Source organism: Vibrio sp. MOR3 (assembly GCF_001557775.1).
Classification (GTDB): domain Bacteria; phylum Pseudomonadota; class Gammaproteobacteria; order Enterobacterales; family Vibrionaceae; genus Vibrio; species Vibrio jasicida.
This window is the reverse complement of sequence record NZ_LNRD01000003.1, coordinates 1-17,732: the sequence shown is the minus strand read 5'-3', so window position 1 is coordinate 17,732 and position 17,732 is coordinate 1. Positions and strand designations below refer to the sequence as shown.

The window sequence follows — 17,732 nt, the reverse complement described above, 5'->3', positions numbered from 1 at the left end:
TAAGGAACATCAATGGCAGTTGAACTTAACGCATTGCGCGATCAGATTGATGCAGTCGACAAGCAAATGCTAGAGCTACTCTCTCAGCGTTTAGCGCTAGTAGAGAAAGTGGGTGAAGTAAAAAGCGAACACGGTTTGCCAATTTACGCCCCAGATCGTGAGGCGGCAATGCTGGCATCACGACGAGCTGAAGCTGAAAAAATGGGGATCCCTCCACAGTTGATAGAAGACATTCTTCGTCGAACAATGCGTGAGTCTTATGCCAGCGAGAAAGATTCCGGTTTTAAGTGTTTGAACCCAGAATTGCGCTCAGTCGTTATTATTGGTGGTAATGGCCAGTTAGGTGGTTTGTTCGGACGTATGTTCAAACTGTCTGGATACCAAGTGAAAGTCTTGGGCAGTAAAGACTGGGAGCACGCTGACGAAATCTTAAAAGACGCTGGCCTGGTGGTCGTGACTGTGCCAATCCATTTAACTGAAGGTGTGATTGAAAAGCTCGGTAACCTGCCACAAGATTGCATTCTTTGTGATCTGACTTCTATCAAGTCCAAACCACTGCAAGCAATGTTAAATGTACACTCTGGCCCGGTTGTTGGTCTCCATCCAATGTTTGGTCCTGATGTGCCAAGCTTAGCGAAACAGGTGATTGTGTACTGCGATGGTCGTGAGAATGAGCAATACCAATGGCTACTGCAACAGTTTGGTATTTGGGGCGCAAGCTTGTGCCAGATCGATGCGCAAGAGCACGATCATGGTATGACTTTGATTCAGGCGCTACGTCACTTTACTTCCTTCGCTTACGGTATGCACCTAAGCAAAGAAAACCCTAATATTGAACAATTGTTAAAGCTGAGCTCGCCAATTTACCGCTTGGAGCTAGCGATGGTAGGGCGTCTGTTTGGTCAAGACCCAAATCTATACGGTGACATCATTCTTTCATCACAAGAAAACATCGATATGATTAAGCGTTTCCACCAACGCTTTGGTGAAGCTTTGTCTGTTTTAGACAGTAAAGACAAGGCTGAGTTTGTCGAAAGCTTCGAGCAAGTGAGCGATTGGTTTGGTGAGTACTCTCAGCAATTCATGAACGAGAGTCAGAACCTACTTAAGCAAGCGAACGATAATATCCATCGTGGCTAATTCCCTATTTTAGATGCAAAAAGAGCAGCACATTGGCTGCTCTTTTTTGTTTGAAAATAATCAGTTGGTCGATGTACCACTGTTGTCTTCACTTGATACCGTGCTAATACTCGTATCTCGGTATGGCGAATTGGTTAGATTGATTTGCAGACGAACCACGTTATCGATCAACTGAACCAGAGGACCCCATTTTACCATCTTTTCTTTCTCGAACACGGAGTTAAAGTTCTCTGGTGTCCAATCCATTAAGTAGCGCGGGTTTAGCGTACGCCCAAGAAAGCGTACTTCGTAATGAAGGTGTGGCCCAGTCGAGTTACCTGAATTACCACATTTCGCTATTACATCGCCTTTACTGACAAACTGGCCATTTTTCACGCTGAATTTGTTCAGATGAGCGAATGAACTTGAGAAACCAAATGAATGACGGAGCGTAAGGTAGTTACCGTATCCACGATTACTTGGTCGCACCGTTTCTACCACACCATCCGCTGGGGCTAAGATTTCTTCGCCGCGTTTGCATGTAAGGTCGATGCCTGTATGCACATGACGTTTGCCAGAAATAGGGTTAATCCGACTGCCATAAGGGGAGGAGATACGCTGGTAAGTCATCGGACTGTCGTTTGGAATTAAACGGAACATCGTTGCGCGCACTGCTGAATCAATGGCTGCGGCATCAATACGCTCTTCTAGGGCAACGTTGTACTCTTCGCTTTCAAGCTCTTCGTCAGCGAGACCCAGAACCGACTCCACATCATATACACGCTTACCTAGCAATTGAATCTGATTGTTTTTGTCAGTTAAAGATTGAGAAAGAGAGTGGTTCGTATCAAGTTGTTCTTCATACAGTGCCGTGATCTCCGCTTTTTCACCTTCCAGCTTTGCGATGGTTTGGTTTAGCGTCTCTTGATTGTATGTTTGTTGTTGATTCAAATACCAAGCGCTACCAACGACGGCAGGCAAAGCGATGACTGACACACATACTGCAAGGATCGAAAGGCGACCCACATAAAATTGCTGATTCCCATCTTTTGTTGGGATCTGCATGATGATTTTTTTAGACATAGTTATTGTTACTAAAGCAGGCGTTCAATTTATTCTTCCCCCAAATCAGAAAGGTATTCTAACTCTCGATTCAGCAGCTCGTTATTGCCTACGTTTAACTCTATAAATCGTTTTAATTGGCTAATACTGTCGATGTCTATGTTGATGATCTTCAGCCGGATCTCGTTACTTGCAACAGCGATGATATCAGCGGTTAACTGCATCACCTGTTCTGATTGAACGAACGAGAATGCGACTTCTACCGGTAGTGACGACTCAAGTGAGTTTGCATTTTCAGCTCTTAACAATAAACCATGTAATGAGAGATCTTGAATCGTGGCTTGTAGTGCCAAGTCACTTTGTTCCACTAAAGCAGAAACTTGGTAGATGATGCGTGAAAAGCGTCGTCTCTCCGTCATAGAGCTTTCTCATATAGTCGTCGAATCTGTCGATGACTATATCAAATAGAACAAAAATTGTTCAATTGTTGTTCTTAAAATGTCGAGGTAGCACAGAGTTACGATTGCTAAAGGTCAAGCTCTTAATTGAAAAAATGCCAATCTGAGCCATTTATGCAACACATACAACAAAGGCCGCTATGATAGCGACCTTTGTACGAATTACAAGCAAAGGTGAGTGTAAGGTGATATACCGCACACTCATCTTATAAACGAAATTACTTCGATACGCGCTTGTATTTGATACGGTGTGGTTCAGCGGCTTCAGGACCAAGCGTCTTCTTCAGCCATTCCATATACTCGTTGTAGTTACCTTCGTAGAAGTTAACTTGGCCTTCATCGCGGTAGTCGATGATGTGCGTTGCGATACGGTCTAGGAACCAACGGTCGTGCGAGATAACCATGGCACAACCAGGGAACTCAAGCAGCGCTTCTTCAAGTGCACGTAGTGTTTCAACGTCAAGGTCGTTGGTTGGCTCATCGAGTAGTAGTACGTTACCGCCGGCTTTAAGCAGCTTAGCAAGGTGCACACGGTTACGCTCACCACCAGAAAGCTCGCCGATAACTTTCTGTTGATCTGAGCCTTTGAAGTTAAAGCGAGAACAGTAAGCACGTGCAGGGATTTCGAAGTTGTTGATCTTGATGATGTCAGCGCCTTCTGAGATCTCTTGGAATACCGTGTTTTTATCGTTCATTGAATCACGGAACTGCTCAACAGAAGCCAGTTTCACAGTGTCACCCAGTTCAATCGTACCCGAATCAGGTTGTTCAGTACCGCTTAGCATCTTGAATAGGGTTGATTTACCCGCACCGTTGGCACCGATGATACCCACGATGGCACCCTTAGGCATGCTGAATGATAGATCATCGATAAGAACGCGACCGTCGAATGACTTAGTCAGGTTGTTCACTTCGATAACTTTATCACCTAGACGCTCACCTGGCGGGATGAACAGCTCGTTAGTTTCGTTACGTTTTTGGTGGTCAGTGTTTTGTAGCTCTTCAAAGCGCGCCATACGTGCTTTAGATTTCGCTTGGCGACCTTTAGGGTTTTGACGAACCCATTCAAGTTCTTTCTCGATGGTCTTTTGACGAGCTTTTTCTTGCGACGCTTCTTGTTGTAGGCGCGCATCTTTTTGCTCTAGCCAAGAGGTGTAGTTACCTTCCCATGGAATACCTTCACCACGGTCAAGTTCTAGGATCCAACCCGCTGCGTTATCTAGGAAGTAACGGTCGTGGGTAATCGCAACTACAGTACCAGTGTAATCAACTAGGAAGCGTTCTAGCCATGCAACAGACTCAGCATCCAAGTGGTTGGTTGGTTCGTCGAGCAGTAGCATGTCTGGTTTTTCTAAAAGAAGACGACAGATAGCCACACGGCGACGCTCACCACCGGATAGGTGTTGGATTTTTTGATCCCATTCAGGAAGACGAAGTGCATCAGCAGCACGTTCTAGCGCGTTGTCTAGATTGTGACCATCTTTCGCTTGAATTAGCGCTTCTAGTTCACCCTGTTCTTTTGCTAGAGCATCAAAATCGGCATCTGGTTCTGCATACGCTGCATATACCGCATCCAAGCGCTTAAGTGCGCCAGCAACATCTGCAACAGCCTCTTCAACGATTTCACGAACGGTTTTTGACTCGTCCAGAACGGGCTCCTGCGGTAGGTAACCTACGTTTAGGCCCGGTTGTGGGCGTGCTTCACCATCGATATCGGTATCGATACCCGCCATGATACGTAGCAGCGTAGATTTACCCGCACCGTTCAGACCTAGAACACCGATTTTTGCACCAGGGAAGAAGCTTAGAGAGATGTCTTTAAGAATTTGACGCTTAGGTGGCACAATTTTGCTCACCCGCGACATGGTATATACGTATTCAGCCATTGCCGATCGTTCCTAAATTAACTGTCATTCAAAGGCTCTATTTTATACCAACTCCTTCAGTTTTGTTACCGCATTGCAAGAAATTAGCATCTTGTGTGATTTCTTCTTCATCGCTGACCGGAAACTCTCAACTTTAGGGTATACACTTTTCTTGTTCGTCTTTAAATCAAAGCCAACAGTTCATTTAGTTGGATGAATTGATGGGAATCTATTTGTCTTAAAGGGTTCTAAAGTTTTACGAGTACAACATTTATTACATCAAGTCGCTTTACAATAAGCACTTATTACGGTGTAAATAGATGCATATGCTTTATTGCTTACTACGTTTGTATTCACCAGTGGTAAAGCATGAAGAGAGAAACGTCTGGGGAAAATGACGCACATGAAATTCAACGTAACTGAATTGGCTAAAAGAGTATGCTACGCAGCCGCTTTATGTGCGGTAAGCGTGTCGGCAAACGCGACGCTGAGCCTAGAAAAGCAGCGTCAAGTCTATGAGCAGGCACAAAATTTATTAGACAAGAATGACATTGATGGCTACTTGTCTATTCGTTCCAAAATCGCTGATTATCCACTCACTCCTTATGTGGACTATCGGGTATTTCTGAGGCAATTATCGAGCAAGTCACCACAACAGGTAGATGCGTTTATTAGTGAACATGAAGCTTTTCCATTCTCACGTCGTATTCGCGCCCCGTATCTAGATAACCTTTATCGCCAGAAAGATTGGAAAACCATTACCGAGTTCCAGAAAGTTGAGCCAAGTGGTGAGCGTTATCAGTGTATTTTTTATGTTGCTCAATTAGAACAGGGTAAACAAGTTGCTGCCTTTAAAGGCGCAGAGCACATGTGGCTGCGCGGCAAGAGTATTGCTGATGAATGTGACCCATTGTTCTCTGCATGGGACAAAGCGGGTGAACGTACCGATGACATGATTTTACAACGCATGTTATTAGCATTTGATGCGCGTAATGGCGGGCTAATGGCCTATCTGCAAAAGTTGCCTACATCGGCCAAAGCTCAGCAGCAAGCCAAAGCGATGAAGGCATTGTTCGATAAGCCTGAAAATGTGGCGGAGTTTGCCAAGAAGCAACAAGCGAATGACTTTAATCGAACTCAAGCAGAATTTGCATTAGAGAAACTGACTCGAAAAAACACCAAGCAAGCGCAAGATGCTTATGCGACCGTAGTGAAAGGGCAAAAGTTCTCTCCAGAAAAGGCTCAAGCACTGGCGGATTACATTGCGATTCGTTTGATTCGTACTGAATCAGATTCATTGGCGAAGTGGCGCGATGACAAAACAAAAACCAGTAAAAACCTACCTCTGATTGAAAGTCGTATTCGTTTATCGATTCAAAATGGCGACTGGCAAGGGGTAAAAAAATGGATCGCAGTGCTTAATGATGAAGAGCAAGCATCACTTCGGTGGCAATACTGGTTAGGGCGCAGTGAAATCGCATTGGGTGATGAAGTCGCAGGTAAGCAACGTTTAGCAAAACAGACTGGCCAGCGTAACTTTTACAGTGTGGCCGCAGCGAATGCGATTGGTCAATCGATCAAGTATCCATCAAGCTCTGTTAAGCTCGATAAGACAGCTATTCAGCCATATCAAAAATCGCTGCTTCGTATTGAAGAGCTGATAGCAACCGACAAGATCGCTGCGGCGAAGAGTGAATGGACACATTTGCTCCGTCGTGTTGGTAAAGAGGAGAAAACGCAACTTGCCGCTTTTGCAGCGTCTAAGCATTGGCATAACTTGACGGTTATTGCGAGTATTCAAGCTCAGATGTGGGATAACATTCCGTTGCGATTCCCTGTCGCGCATCGCTGGTGGTTTAACTTTTACGCTGAGAAACACAATATCGACCCAATCACAATGATGTCTTTGGCGAGACAAGAGAGTGCACTTGATTCTGAAGCGCGCTCTCCGGTTGGAGCTCGTGGTCTGATGCAGATTATGCCTGCGACGGCTAAGTACACGGCAAACAAGTACAAACTGAAATATCAAGGTACGCAAGATCTCTACAATGTAGGTAAGAACATTGAAATTGGTAGCCACTACTTACAAGGCTTAATGGAAGATTACGATAATAATCGTATTTTTTCGCTCGCTGCTTATAATGCAGGGCCTAACCGAGTAAAAATGTGGCGAGAGCGAACTCAAGGAAAAGTGGATGCTTATTCCTTTATAGAGGCGATTTCATTTAAAGAGACGCGTGGGTATGTACAGAACATTTTGATGTTCGAAACGTACTACCGCGACCTTTTAGGTGTCGACGGTTCGTTCTTGACCCAAGAAGAGATCAATACCAAGTATTGAGTGAGGTAACTTGATGTCACATGAACCTGAGTACAAAGACTGGCAACAGATTGTCGAGTTAATCCGTTCAAGTGTGGACAATCAGCAACACGAAATGTTGTTGACCATGCTAATGACACCGGATGAGCGAGAGTCACTGACCGCACGCGTTAATATTCTCAACGAGTTGCTAAAAGGTGAGCTCTCACAGCGTCAAATCAGTCAAATGCTTGGGGTTGGTATTGCGACAATTACCCGTGGCTCTAACGAGTTAAAGTCAAAGTCCGATGTCGACAAAGACAAACTTAAGACATTATTAGAGCAGGGCGCTCAATAATCTTTGAGTTACGGACAGCAAAAAGGGCGGAATATCCGCCCTTTTTAATACGTACTTTACTCGACTATCAGCTTCAGACTCTTAATAAGAGCCACACAGCTATAGGTTTGCAGGGAAATGTTCAGGGTTGGTAAAAGGAATCAACGCCAGAATCAAAGCTTGGTGGTAGACCGAACTGCGCGTCAGTTGGTTTTGAGTTAACAGGCCAATTGCGCCACCTTTTTGTTTGATGTTGTCAGTACCAAATACTTCATCCATTACATCACCCAGTTCATTGGCATGTTCAAGTTTTTCTAGCACTTCTGGTGGTAGCATTAAACTTGCTGAACGCGACTCTCCACGATGAGTCGCGGATTCAATCACCATCCAAGCAAAAGTAACTTTTCCTTCAATACCCGCTTCTAAACCAATATAGAAATCAGCATTCGGCATCTCAGTTTTAGCATTGCGAACACGATTTAAAGCACCTCGGCGTGTTTCATCATTGGTCATTGGCTGGTCTGAAACTTCACTCGGGACACTGACTCCGAAAAAGTTAAAACGTTGTTCAGGGAAAGCACTTTGAAAAGCACTCTCTACGGCTTTAATTTTTGCAGGGTTGAGTGAAGCGATAACGACTTTTTGGTCTACCATGATCTTTTTACCTATCGATGTCTATTAACCCAATTTTACTTGAGTGGGTTTTACGTTCTCACTTGGGTAACATCCTAATACTTTCAGGTGTTTAGTTATCTTGGTGAGCTCATCGAGCACATGCTGCATGGCGGTGGAACCAAGGTGTGATTCTAAATCAACATAGAACATTTCTTCCCATGGGTTACCCATGATCGGACGGGACTCTAACTTAGTCATGTTGATACCGAAACGTTGCAGTACTAACAGGGTCTCGACTAAAGAACCTGCCTCTTGAGAGGTAGACATAATCAATGTGGTTTTTGCCGGTATCTGTGTGGAGACCTCGACAGGTTTACGAGCAACCACAATAAAGCGGGTATGGTTTTCAGTTTGGTTCGCGATGTTGCCTTGGATCGCTTGTAAGCCATAAAGCTTACCACTGGAAGCATTACCGATAGCGGCGACATCATCACGGCCCAATTCTTGTACCTTCTGCATCGCATCGGCTGTGCTCGCACAAGATTCGAGTTGAACGCCTTTCATTCTACTAAGGAACTCACTGCATTGCTGATGGGGCTGCGGGTGAGAGTAAAGCGTTTTGATGTTCTCTAGACGAATGTCTTTGGTTGCAACAAGGCAATGCTCAATCGGTTGAGTCAGCTCTCCTACGATATAAAGTGTTGTGTGTTGTAGAAGGTCGTAGACTTCGTTAATTGAACCAGAACTGGTGTTTTCAATTGGTAGAACACCATAATCAGCATGGCCAGATTCAACGGTCTGAGTTACTTCTTTGAAGTGCTTGCAGTTGAGTTCAATTAGCTCTGTATTTTTACGACTGAAGTACTCACGACTAGCTAAGTGAGAGTAAGACCCTTTAGCTCCTAAGAAAGCCACTCGTGCTAATGGTTTACGACTTTGCTGAGGGTTGACTAGGTTCTGTAGATAGCTTTGTTGCAAAAGCACCGAATCTTCGATGATCGTATGGAAAAGTTTGGTGATGTACTGAGCGTCGAGTTCGTATTTATCACGGCCGTTGGTAATCAGTTTTACTAGTAGTTGTTGTTCACGGACAGCATCACGAACAGGTTTTGATGTTTGGACTTTGCTTTTTGCTACTTCAATGCTGAGCTTACGACGTTCAGACAGCAAGCTTAAAAGCTCGTCATCAAGCTCATTCAAACGTAAACGAATTTCATCCAGGGAAATAGGTTGGTCAGTCATCAATTCTTTCCTTATAAAAAAAGCCTCCCGATTTGGGAGGCTTTCTGTTTGTTTTTGACTTTTCTTTCACAAACGAGTTAGCCCCTCCAACTATGGAAGGAAAAAGAAGTCAAAAAGAAACAGGTGAGTCAAATGCATAAATAGTGCTTAATTTGTGAGTGTTTAAACACAATAAGCAAGCAGGCGGGGAGCGTCAAGCAAAAAAATAGCGCCTTACGGCGCTACTTCCTCGATCTGGTCGGTTTACTCTTCTTCTTCCACTAACTCTGGCTTGCTAGCACGTCGAGCTTCAGGTTTGTGGGTCAGCTTATTCAATTGTCGTTCTAGTTTTTGCTCCACTTCGTTGATAGCTGCGTAAAGATCTTCGTGAGTAGCTGAGGCGATTAGTTGCCCTTTAGGAACCGTAATAACGGCTTCGAATTTCTTCTGTTTGTTTGGTTCCTCACTGAAAGTTGCTTGGCATCCGATGATGTCTACTTGCCATTTCTCCAGCTTTTTAAATTTGCTCTCAATATGAGCTCGGATTGCAGAGGTGATTTCGATATTTTTACCAGTGATGTTCATTGTCATAAATGTTTTTCCTCTGTTTCATCCCTCATGGGTTGAATTCAGATTACCGTTCTGAGGATAAAATAATGTGATATAGATCACTATTTTGAGTGGTTTTTTATAGGTGGGAAGTGAATGTGATCTTTCTCAAGAACTGTTTAGATTTCTGTGAAAATTGCTTGTTATCGGATTCGAAATCATTAGATTGGATAGAGTACTGAGCTGAAAACTATCCCGTTTTTAGGGGAGTTATACGGCCTGTAATTCTAGTTAGTTAAAAATTAACCAGAACAAAGATGTGAATCAGATCACTCTTAAAGTGCATAGTAAGTTAGATTCAAAAACGCCGCTCATGAACTGAGCGGCGTTTTTGGTTTTTTGTTCTCGGTTTTATGGCGTTTGGCTTATTTTCTTCAATGGCGTCATGAACACAGGGTCTTCTGGCGCTAATAAGACGTTGTCCAATGTCTTGGCTAGGTCGAGGCTTTCGAGTTGCTTGTAAATAACGTAGTAGCGGTTCACGTTAGTGACGTATCTGACGGTCTCGCCTAAGCTACGTCGCGTCACCACTTCTACATTGTGAAACCAAACGTTTGGGTCATAACCTTGTTGCGCGGCGCGTTTGCGCATTCTCTCTATATTTCCAGGCCCTGCATTGTATGCGGCAAGCGTTAGGTACAGTTTGTTCTCTTTACTGATTGCTTCATCGCTGAAGTAGTATCGACGTAGAAAGGCCATGTACTTCACACCAGCATGGACATTGTTCTCCAAGTTTCGAACGTTTTTAATATTTACGTTTGGGTCGCTGGCAGTACTTGGCAGAATTTGCATGATGCCAACTGCACCTCGACTCGATACTAGATTATTGTTAAATCCAGATTCTTGATAGGCCACTGCGGCGATAAGCAGATAATCAAAATCGTATTTTTCTCCATATTTAGAGAATAAGGAAGAGAGCTTTTCTAATTGCGCGATTTTTTTCGGGTTGAGGGCTTTGTTGAGCCAATTAGTATTATCGATATATTTGCCGTAAATCACATTGCCCAATAAGGTGCCGGATCTTGATGTCTTGATGAATTTATTCACCACTTTCTTCAACTCTGGACTATCGTGCCTCATTGCCCATGCTATCTCACCGCCGGTGCGGAGGGGGATTTTGGTATGAGAGCGAATATCATCCATAAAGCTCATCCACAACTTGGCTTTGTGGCTATCAAGAACGATGGCTTTGACATAGCCATTGTTGAGCATTCCCACCAATTCGTAGTCTTGTAGTGTTTCTTCTATGAAATGCACAACAACAGGTGGTAAGCCTTTCTTATTAAGTTGTTTGTTTAATGCCTGAATGCTCTCGAAGTAACTTGAACTGGCACGTACCCATATTTCCTTGCCGCTTAACTGGTCAAGCTTGGTCATCACAGGTGTTTTCTTGTCGGTGATCACCCACTCTTCAATTCCCGTAATGGCAGGATCACTAAAATCAACCAATTTCTTACGTGCGTCGGTAATGGTGAGATTCGCAACAACCAGATCTCCCAGCCCTTGTTCTAGGGAAGGAAGCAGTTCATCACGAGATACAGGAATGATTTGAATATTGATCTTAGGTTTGAGTTTGCGTAAATCTCTCTCAAAATGCGCAAGCAACTCAGCGCCAATCCCTTTTGGTTCACCTCCCTCTATGTAATAGAAACCCAAATCGGCAGATACCAACACACGCAAGACGTTCTTCTCTTTAATGACATCGAGATCACCTGTGTAAGGGGGCTGTCTCAGAGGGGACAACTCTAAAGCAAATGCTGATGCTGAGAGTAACAGTAGAAGTCCTGTCCATAGCTTTGATAATGCCATGTTCACATCCATGTTGATGGTGAAGGAGAACCTTAAGCATATGTGTCGCTTAAAAAATCATCAAGGTGATGAATGTGGTAACGAGAAAGGATAAAGCAAAAATAAGGAAGGGGGGGGGACAAAACCGCCACAGGCAAAGCTGTGGCGGTTGGTGTTATTTTACTGGGTTAAGCTTTATCAGCTCTTCCGTTCTGGCAACGGCATCTTTTAGTTCCAGTTGCTTGTAAGCTTCTAACTGAATATCCAGTGACTTGCGTGCTGCTTCAGTATCTGGGAATGCTTTTTGAAGTTCTTGGGCACGGTTAATCGCAGCAATCCAAGCTTCACGGCGTAGATAGAAGTCCGCAGTAGCAAGGTCGTAGTTTGCTAAGCGGTTTTTCAGTGCCACCATGCGTTTTTGTGAATCTTCAGCATATGGGCTGTTTGGGTAACGCTCTAGCAGTTTTTTGAAATCATCAAATGCTTTCTTAACTGGCTCTGGATCTCGGTCACTACGGTCAACGTTGAACAAGTCATGCATAAAGTTACGGTCTTGCGCCATGTGGCTCAAACCACGCATGTACAATACCCAGTCCATTTTTTCATGAGTTGGGTTCAAACGCATAAAGCGAGAAATCGTTGCAAGACCTAATGCTAGGTCGTCGTTTTTGTAGTACGCGTAAATAAGGTCAAGTTGTACCTGCTCAGAGTAGGCACCAAACGGGTAACGCGAATCTAAAGCTTCCAATTTCTCAATAGCAGAAAGCCAGTTACCACTTTGAAGCGACGTTTGCGCGTCAGCATACAGTTCAGAAGGTGGCACATCAGGAACGATTTCTTCTTTGCTTGCACAGCCAAACAGAAGGGATACCGCTAAAAGGCCTGTTAAAGTCTGATGTTTCATATCAGGAGTCTGTTCCTTGAATCTAAATATTTCTTAAGCTGCCGTTACTTTCTTTCCAGTAACAGATACAATGACGTAATAGTCTATTTTTCCACAGTCGTGAGCATTAGTCTCACAGTTTTTAAAAAAGTTCGATATGGCTCAGCAGATTGTTTTAACCAACACCGTAAAAGATAGCCAATTAGGTCAACGTTTGGACCAAGCTATCGCCGAATTATTCGCAGACTTTTCTCGCTCTCGCCTGAAAGAATGGCTTCTTGACGGGAAAGTACAAGTGAATGGTGAAGTTGTCACTAAACCTCGCACCAAAGTTATGGGTGGCGAGGAAATTACCTTGCAAGCCGAGCTGGAAGATGAAGAACGCTGGGAAGCGCAAGATATCCCTCTAGATATCGTCTACGAAGATGATGACATCATCGTAATCAATAAGCCTCGTGATTTTGTTGTTCACCCTGGTGCGGGTACTCCAGATGGTACCGTGCTCAACGCGCTATTGCATCATTATCCTGATATTGCAGAAGTACCTCGTGCAGGTATTGTGCATCGTTTGGATAAAGATACGACTGGCCTAATGGTGGTCGCAAAAACCGTTCCGGCGCAAACTCGTCTAGTTCGTGCTCTGCAAAAACGTAACATTACACGTGAATACGAAGCGATTGCTATCGGCCGTATGACAGCAGGCGGTAAAGTGGATAAGCCAATTGGTCGTCACTCTACTAAGCGTACGCTGATGGCTGTAGCACCTCTGGGTAAGCCAGCAGTAACACACTACCGTGTTGCTGAGCACTTCCGCGAGCATACACGCATTCGTCTTCGTCTAGAAACCGGTCGTACACACCAAATCCGTGTGCACATGTCTTACCTGCAGCATCCGCTATTAGGTGATACTGCTTACGGTGGTCGTGCTCGTATCCCGACAGGTGCTTCAGAAGAAGTGACTGCGATGATTCGTGGCTTTGACCGTCAAGCACTGCACGCGGTAATGCTTCGCTTTGAACATCCTATCACTGGTGAAGAGCTTGAGTTCCATGCTCCAGTGCCTGCGGATATGGTTGTCATGACAGAAGCGTTGCGCAAAGATACAGAAGAATACGGTCTACCAGACGAGTTCTAATATGAAGACAGTTATTCCCAACTGGCCTGCGCCTAAGAATGTAAAAGCTTTTTCCTCTACGAGAGTAGGGGGCTTTTCTTCTGCTCCGTATCAAGGGCTTAACTTAGGTGCACACGTTGGGGATGAACTGTCATTAGTTGAAAAAAACCGCGAATGGTTAGCGCAACAGGCAAATATGCCGACCGCACCTATCTGGTTAAACCAAACTCATTCGACGGTTGTCACTCAAGTGAGTGCTCCGACTTTGCAAGTGCTCGATGCGGATGGCATATATACGTGTTCAAGCAATGTTATCTGTTCTGCTATGACGGCAGATTGTTTACCCGTTTTACTGACCAATATGCAAGGTACCCAAGTTGCTGCGGTGCATGCCGGTTGGCGTGGTTTAGCGAATGGTATCATTGAAAACGCATTAGAGTTGTTTTCTGGTGAGGTAATGGCGTGGCTTGGTCCTGCTATTGGACCAAAAGCATTTGAAGTGGGGGAGGATGTCCTCCAAGCCTTTATGGATTTCGACTCACAAGCTCATCAAGCCTTTACCCCTCGTGATGTTGAAGGAAAGTGGTTAGCGGATATGTCCAAGCTTGCAACTCAGCGTCTTAATAAACTTGGTGTCACTCAAGTATTTGATTCAGGTCTATGTACTTTTCAAGACAAAGATGACTTTTATTCCTATCGCCGTGATGGTGTGACTGGTCGACAAGCCACTTTTATTTGGATTGAAGATTAACTCTGACCAAGCGCAAATTCGCTATGATGCATAGCTCTATTTTTGCAAAGCTATCTTTATTGATTCACTCCCTTGAAATTCCCCCTTTGCGTATCCATCTTTCTAACTGTCAAAAGAATTCTCTTAAGTTGAGGTTAGGAAGGAAGATATGCGTCTTGATAGATTCACAAGTAAGTTTCAAATCGCTATCTCTGATGCTCAGTCACTGGCGTTAGGGCGCGATCATCAATACATCGAACCAGTCCATCTTATGGTGGCTTTGCTGGATCAAAACGGTAGCCCAATTCGTCCATTGCTAACAATGTTAGATGTCGACGTTACTCAGTTACGTTCAAAGTTGAGCGAGATGTTAGACCGATTGCCAAAAGTAAGCGGTATTGGTGGTGATGTTCAATTGTCTAGTTCAATGGGGACTTTGTTTAACCTGTGTGACAAGGTGGCTCAAAAGCGTCAGGACTCTTACATCTCATCAGAAGTCTTCTTACTGGCTGCAATGGAAGACCGCGGTCCTCTTGGTCAATTGCTTAAAGAGCTCGGCTTAACTGAGCAAAAAGTTAGCCAAGCAATCGAAAAGATCAGAGGTGGTCAAAAGGTCAATGACCCCAATGCAGAAGAGCTTCGCCAAGCCTTGGAAAAGTTCACGATTGACCTTACCGAACGTGCAGAGCAGGGTAAGCTGGATCCTGTGATCGGTCGCGATGATGAAATCCGTCGAACCATTCAAGTACTGCAACGTCGAACTAAAAACAATCCTGTCATTATCGGTGAGCCGGGCGTGGGTAAAACCGCTATTGTGGAAGGTTTGGCGCAGCGCATCATTAATAATGAAGTTCCGGAAGGTCTACGCGGGCGTCGTGTGCTTTCACTAGATATGGGATCGCTCGTAGCAGGAGCGAAATATCGTGGTGAATTCGAAGAACGTTTGAAATCGGTATTGAATGAATTAGCCAAAGAAGAAGGCAACGTTATTCTCTTTATCGATGAATTACATACTATGGTCGGCGCTGGCAAAGGCGAAGGCTCTATGGATGCAGGCAATATGCTTAAACCAGCGTTGGCACGTGGCGAGCTTCACTGTGTCGGTGCAACAACATTGGATGAATATCGTCAGTATATAGAGAAAGATGCCGCACTTGAGCGTCGTTTCCAAAAAGTGCTGGTGGACGAACCTAGTGTTGAAGATACCGTTGCGATTTTGCGTGGTCTAAAAGAGCGCTATGAACTTCATCATCATGTAGAGATTACCGACCCTGCGATTGTCGCAGCGGCCAGTTTGTCACACCGTTATGTGTCAGACCGTCAATTACCGGACAAAGCGATAGACTTAATTGATGAAGCGGCTTCTAGCATTCGTTTGCAGATTGACTCCAAGCCTGAGTCACTAGACAAGCTAGAGCGTAAGATCATTCAGCTTAAAATCGAACAACAAGCATTAAGTAATGAACATGATGAAGCGAGTGAAAAACGTTTAAATGCACTTAATGACGAGTTGGATGAAAAAGAACGCGAATACGCGGAGCTTGAAGAAGTGTGGAATGCTGAAAAAGCGGCCCTTTCTGGTACACAACATATTAAAGGTGAACTAGAGCAAGCGCGTATGGACATGGATTTTGCTCGCCGCGCAGGTGATTTAAACCGTATGTCTGAATTGCAATACGGTCGTATTCCTGAACTTGAAAAACAACTCGACCTTGCAACTCAAGCTGAGATGCAAGAGATGACGCTACTACGCAATAAGGTGACGGATAACGAGATTGCAGAAGTACTCTCTAAGCAAACGGGTATACCAGTCTCTAAAATGCTCGAAGCAGAAAAAGAGAAACTGCTCCGCATGGAAGAGGTATTGCACAAACGTGTGATTGGTCAGGCAGAAGCGGTAGAAGTGGTATCGAATGCAATCCGCCGTAGTCGAGCAGGATTATCAGATCCAAACAAACCAATTGGTTCCTTCTTATTCTTAGGCCCTACGGGGGTGGGTAAAACGGAATTGTGTAAGACACTCGCGAGCTTTATGTTCGATAGCGAAGACGCAATGGTACGTATCGACATGTCTGAATTCATGGAGAAACATTCTGTGGCAAGGTTAGTTGGTGCGCCTCCGGGTTACGTTGGTTATGAGGAGGGTGGTTATCTAACAGAAGCGGTTCGTCGCAAACCTTATTCTGTCATCCTATTAGATGAAGTAGAAAAGGCGCATCCCGATGTGTTCAATATTTTGCTGCAAGTATTGGATGATGGTCGATTAACTGATGGTCAGGGTAGAACGGTTGATTTCCGTAATACTGTAGTGATCATGACATCGAACTTAGGTTCAGCTCGCATCCAAGAGAACTTTGCTACTCTGGATTACCAAGGCATTAAGAATGAAGTTATGGATGTGGTTAGTAAGCACTTCCGTCCTGAGTTTTTAAACCGTGTTGATGAAAGTGTTGTATTCCATCCGCTTGGTCAAGAGCACATAAAGTCGATTGCTTCTATTCAACTGGAACGTCTAGCTAAACGCTTAGAAGAAAAAGGTTACCAATTAGAGGTATCCGCAAAAGCCCTCGATTTGATTGCTCAAGTTGGTTTTGATCCTGTGTATGGTGCGCGACCTCTAAAACGTGCCATTCAACAAAATGTCGAAAACCCACTAGCGAAATCAATCTTAGCCGGACAAATATTGCCAGATAAGAAAGTACAGCTGATTGTGAACAATGACCAAGTTATCGCTCACCAGTAATTTCACTAATGCAGTGAAAAGTGAGACGAAGTTCAAGGTTTAGGGGGCTGTAGCCCCCTTTTTGATGCACTTTTATCGGGTTTTGATTGTTTTCTATACGAACGAACCAAAAAGATAAGTTTTTTTGAAAAATAGGGTTGTGTTCCTAAACGAACTCCCTATAATGCGCCTCCGTTGTCACGGGAAAGCAAACAAAGCGAAGCCGAGATGACAAGGTCAGTGAGTTCGAAAGTAACTCACAGAGAAATAACTTAAAAAAGTGTTTGACACGATAAGTTATCTCGCTAAAATGGCCGTCCACTTTGGAGAGAACTTCAGAGTGTGCTCTTTAAAAATATAGACCTATCAATCTGTGTGGGCACTCGTTGATGATAATCCAATTAGAAATTTCTCTTAATAAAGAGCGGTTTCAAATTAGGTTTCAATGAACTGAGTGACCAATCAAGTCTTCGGACTTGGCACAGTCAATTCATTATCATTCTGTTGGAATGGTAATAGCTTTAAAATTACTTCTTACTTTCGAGTAAGGATGAGTTTTGAAGTCAGTATTCGTTGAGCCGAACAAAATCTTAAATTGAAGAGTTTGATCATGGCTCAGATTGAACGCTGGCGGCAGGCCTAACACATGCAAGTCGAGCGGAAACGACTTAACTGAACCTTCGGGGAACGTTAAGGGCGTCGAGCGGCGGACGGGTGAGTAATGCCTAGGAAATTGCCCTGATGTGGGGGATAACCATTGGAAACGATGGCTAATACCGCATGATGCCTACGGGCCAAAGAGGGGGACCTTCGGGCCTCTCGCGTCAGGATATGCCTAGGTGGGATTAGCTAGTTGGTGAGGTAATGGCTCACCAAGGCGACGATCCCTAGCTGGTCTGAGAGGATGATC

Annotated in this window: 14 protein-coding genes, 1 rRNA gene and 1 other annotated feature; of the genes, 7 read left to right on the top strand and 8 right to left on the bottom strand. The window is 44.3% G+C overall.

The annotated features are described in order from the left end of the window. Window positions 1-12 precede the first annotated feature (12 nt). Entirely contained in the window at window positions 13-1,140 is a 1,128-nt protein-coding gene (tyrA, locus tag ATB76_RS07445) for a bifunctional chorismate mutase/prephenate dehydrogenase (RefSeq protein WP_038866413.1), read from the top strand. 60 nt (window positions 1,141-1,200) lie between these two features. On the opposite strand, the gene ATB76_RS07440 is transcribed toward tyrA, so the two are convergent. The 3 genes from ATB76_RS07440 to ettA all read right to left on the bottom strand — a co-directional run bounded on the left by ATB76_RS07440 (window position 1,201) and on the right by ettA (window position 4,525). Then, window positions 1,201-2,202, bottom strand: a complete 1,002-nt coding sequence (locus ATB76_RS07440; RefSeq protein ID WP_038876270.1) for a M23 family metallopeptidase — start codon at window positions 2,200-2,202, stop codon at window positions 1,201-1,203. 29 nt (window positions 2,203-2,231) lie between these two features. After that, window positions 2,232-2,600 (bottom strand): PilZ domain-containing protein, encoded by a 369-nt coding sequence (locus ATB76_RS07435; RefSeq protein ID WP_061034994.1) that lies wholly within the window; start codon window positions 2,598-2,600, stop codon window positions 2,232-2,234. A 257-nt stretch (window positions 2,601-2,857) separates the two neighbouring features. After that, window positions 2,858-4,525, bottom strand: a complete 1,668-nt coding sequence (gene ettA / locus ATB76_RS07430; RefSeq protein ID WP_038866420.1) for an energy-dependent translational throttle protein EttA — start codon at window positions 4,523-4,525, stop codon at window positions 2,858-2,860. 373 nt (window positions 4,526-4,898) lie between these two features. Between ettA and ATB76_RS07425 the strand changes: the two genes are divergently transcribed. After that, a complete protein-coding gene (locus tag ATB76_RS07425) occupies window positions 4,899-6,845 on the top strand; it encodes a transglycosylase SLT domain-containing protein (protein WP_061034993.1) in 1,947 nt (648 codons plus the stop codon). A 13-nt stretch (window positions 6,846-6,858) separates the two neighbouring features. Further along, window positions 6,859-7,161: a trp operon repressor gene (trpR, locus tag ATB76_RS07420; protein ID WP_038866424.1), complete on the top strand. Its 303-nt coding sequence runs from the start codon at window positions 6,859-6,861 to the stop codon at window positions 7,159-7,161. A gap of 99 nt (window positions 7,162-7,260) precedes the next feature. Here the strand turns inward: trpR and yjjX are convergent, their stop codons facing one another. The 5 genes from yjjX to ATB76_RS07395 form a co-directional block, all read right to left on the bottom strand. After that, window positions 7,261-7,794, bottom strand: a complete 534-nt coding sequence (yjjX, locus tag ATB76_RS07415; protein ID WP_039973770.1) for an inosine/xanthosine triphosphatase — start codon at window positions 7,792-7,794, stop codon at window positions 7,261-7,263. A gap of 24 nt (window positions 7,795-7,818) precedes the next feature. Further along, window positions 7,819-8,997 (bottom strand): prephenate dehydratase, encoded by a 1,179-nt coding sequence (gene pheA / locus ATB76_RS07410; RefSeq protein WP_061034992.1) that lies wholly within the window; start codon window positions 8,995-8,997, stop codon window positions 7,819-7,821. Window positions 8,998-9,010: 13 nt separating this feature from the next. Continuing rightward, window positions 9,011-9,132 (bottom strand) — a sequence feature (Phe leader region). 108 nt (window positions 9,133-9,240) lie between these two features. Then, a complete protein-coding gene (gene raiA / locus ATB76_RS07405; protein WP_038868798.1) occupies window positions 9,241-9,567 on the bottom strand; it encodes a ribosome-associated translation inhibitor RaiA in 327 nt (108 codons plus the stop codon). A 369-nt stretch (window positions 9,568-9,936) separates the two neighbouring features. Beyond that, window positions 9,937-11,394, bottom strand: a complete 1,458-nt coding sequence (locus ATB76_RS07400) for a lytic transglycosylase F (protein ID WP_038868800.1) — start codon at window positions 11,392-11,394, stop codon at window positions 9,937-9,939. Between the two features lie 154 nt (window positions 11,395-11,548). Next, the gene (locus ATB76_RS07395; RefSeq protein WP_038874006.1) at window positions 11,549-12,277 is read right to left on the bottom strand and encodes an outer membrane protein assembly factor BamD; all 729 of its coding nucleotides are present in this window, start codon (window positions 12,275-12,277) and stop codon (window positions 11,549-11,551) included. 136 nt (window positions 12,278-12,413) lie between these two features. Here ATB76_RS07395 and rluD point away from each other — a divergent pair, with 136 nt between their 5' ends. The 4 genes from rluD to ATB76_RS07375 form a co-directional block, all read left to right on the top strand. Continuing rightward, complete coding sequence (gene rluD, locus ATB76_RS07390; RefSeq protein ID WP_038874005.1) at window positions 12,414-13,391, top strand: 23S rRNA pseudouridine(1911/1915/1917) synthase RluD; 978 nt, start codon at window positions 12,414-12,416, stop codon at window positions 13,389-13,391. A 1-nt stretch (window position 13,392) separates the two neighbouring features. After that, window positions 13,393-14,121 carry a peptidoglycan editing factor PgeF gene (pgeF, locus tag ATB76_RS07385; RefSeq protein WP_038882442.1) on the top strand — a complete coding sequence of 243 codons (729 nt, stop codon included), beginning with the start codon at window positions 13,393-13,395 and terminating at the stop codon, window positions 14,119-14,121. A gap of 148 nt (window positions 14,122-14,269) precedes the next feature. Beyond that, on the top strand, window positions 14,270-16,843 hold the full coding sequence (gene clpB / locus ATB76_RS07380; protein ID WP_061034991.1) for an ATP-dependent chaperone ClpB: 2,574 nt from the start codon (window positions 14,270-14,272) through the stop codon (window positions 16,841-16,843). Between the two features lie 571 nt (window positions 16,844-17,414). Beyond that, a 16S ribosomal RNA gene (locus ATB76_RS07375) occupies window positions 17,415-17,732 on the top strand; the annotation flags it as partial.

Excerpts from the sequence above, each read along its gene's own strand:
- tyrA (WP_038866413.1), top strand. The coding sequence starts at position 13 with ATGGCAGTTGAACTTAACGCATTGCGCGATCAGATTGATGCAGTCGAC.
- ATB76_RS07440 (WP_038876270.1), bottom strand. The coding sequence starts at position 2,202 with ATGTCTAAAAAAATCATCATGCAGATCCCAACAAAAGATGGGAATCAG.
- ATB76_RS07435 (WP_061034994.1), bottom strand. The coding sequence starts at position 2,600 with ATGACGGAGAGACGACGCTTTTCACGCATCATCTACCAAGTTTCTGCT.
- ettA (WP_038866420.1), bottom strand. The coding sequence starts at position 4,525 with ATGGCTGAATACGTATATACCATGTCGCGGGTGAGCAAAATTGTGCCA.
- ATB76_RS07425 (WP_061034993.1), top strand. The coding sequence starts at position 4,899 with ATGACGCACATGAAATTCAACGTAACTGAATTGGCTAAAAGAGTATGC.
- trpR (WP_038866424.1), top strand. The coding sequence starts at position 6,859 with ATGTCACATGAACCTGAGTACAAAGACTGGCAACAGATTGTCGAGTTA.
- yjjX (WP_039973770.1), bottom strand. The coding sequence starts at position 7,794 with ATGGTAGACCAAAAAGTCGTTATCGCTTCACTCAACCCTGCAAAAATT.
- pheA (WP_061034992.1), bottom strand. The coding sequence starts at position 8,997 with ATGACTGACCAACCTATTTCCCTGGATGAAATTCGTTTACGTTTGAAT.
- raiA (WP_038868798.1), bottom strand. The coding sequence starts at position 9,567 with ATGACAATGAACATCACTGGTAAAAATATCGAAATCACCTCTGCAATC.
- ATB76_RS07400 (WP_038868800.1), bottom strand. The coding sequence starts at position 11,394 with ATGGCATTATCAAAGCTATGGACAGGACTTCTACTGTTACTCTCAGCA.
- ATB76_RS07395 (WP_038874006.1), bottom strand. The coding sequence starts at position 12,277 with ATGAAACATCAGACTTTAACAGGCCTTTTAGCGGTATCCCTTCTGTTT.
- rluD (WP_038874005.1), top strand. The coding sequence starts at position 12,414 with ATGGCTCAGCAGATTGTTTTAACCAACACCGTAAAAGATAGCCAATTA.
- pgeF (WP_038882442.1), top strand. The coding sequence starts at position 13,393 with ATGAAGACAGTTATTCCCAACTGGCCTGCGCCTAAGAATGTAAAAGCT.
- clpB (WP_061034991.1), top strand. The coding sequence starts at position 14,270 with ATGCGTCTTGATAGATTCACAAGTAAGTTTCAAATCGCTATCTCTGAT.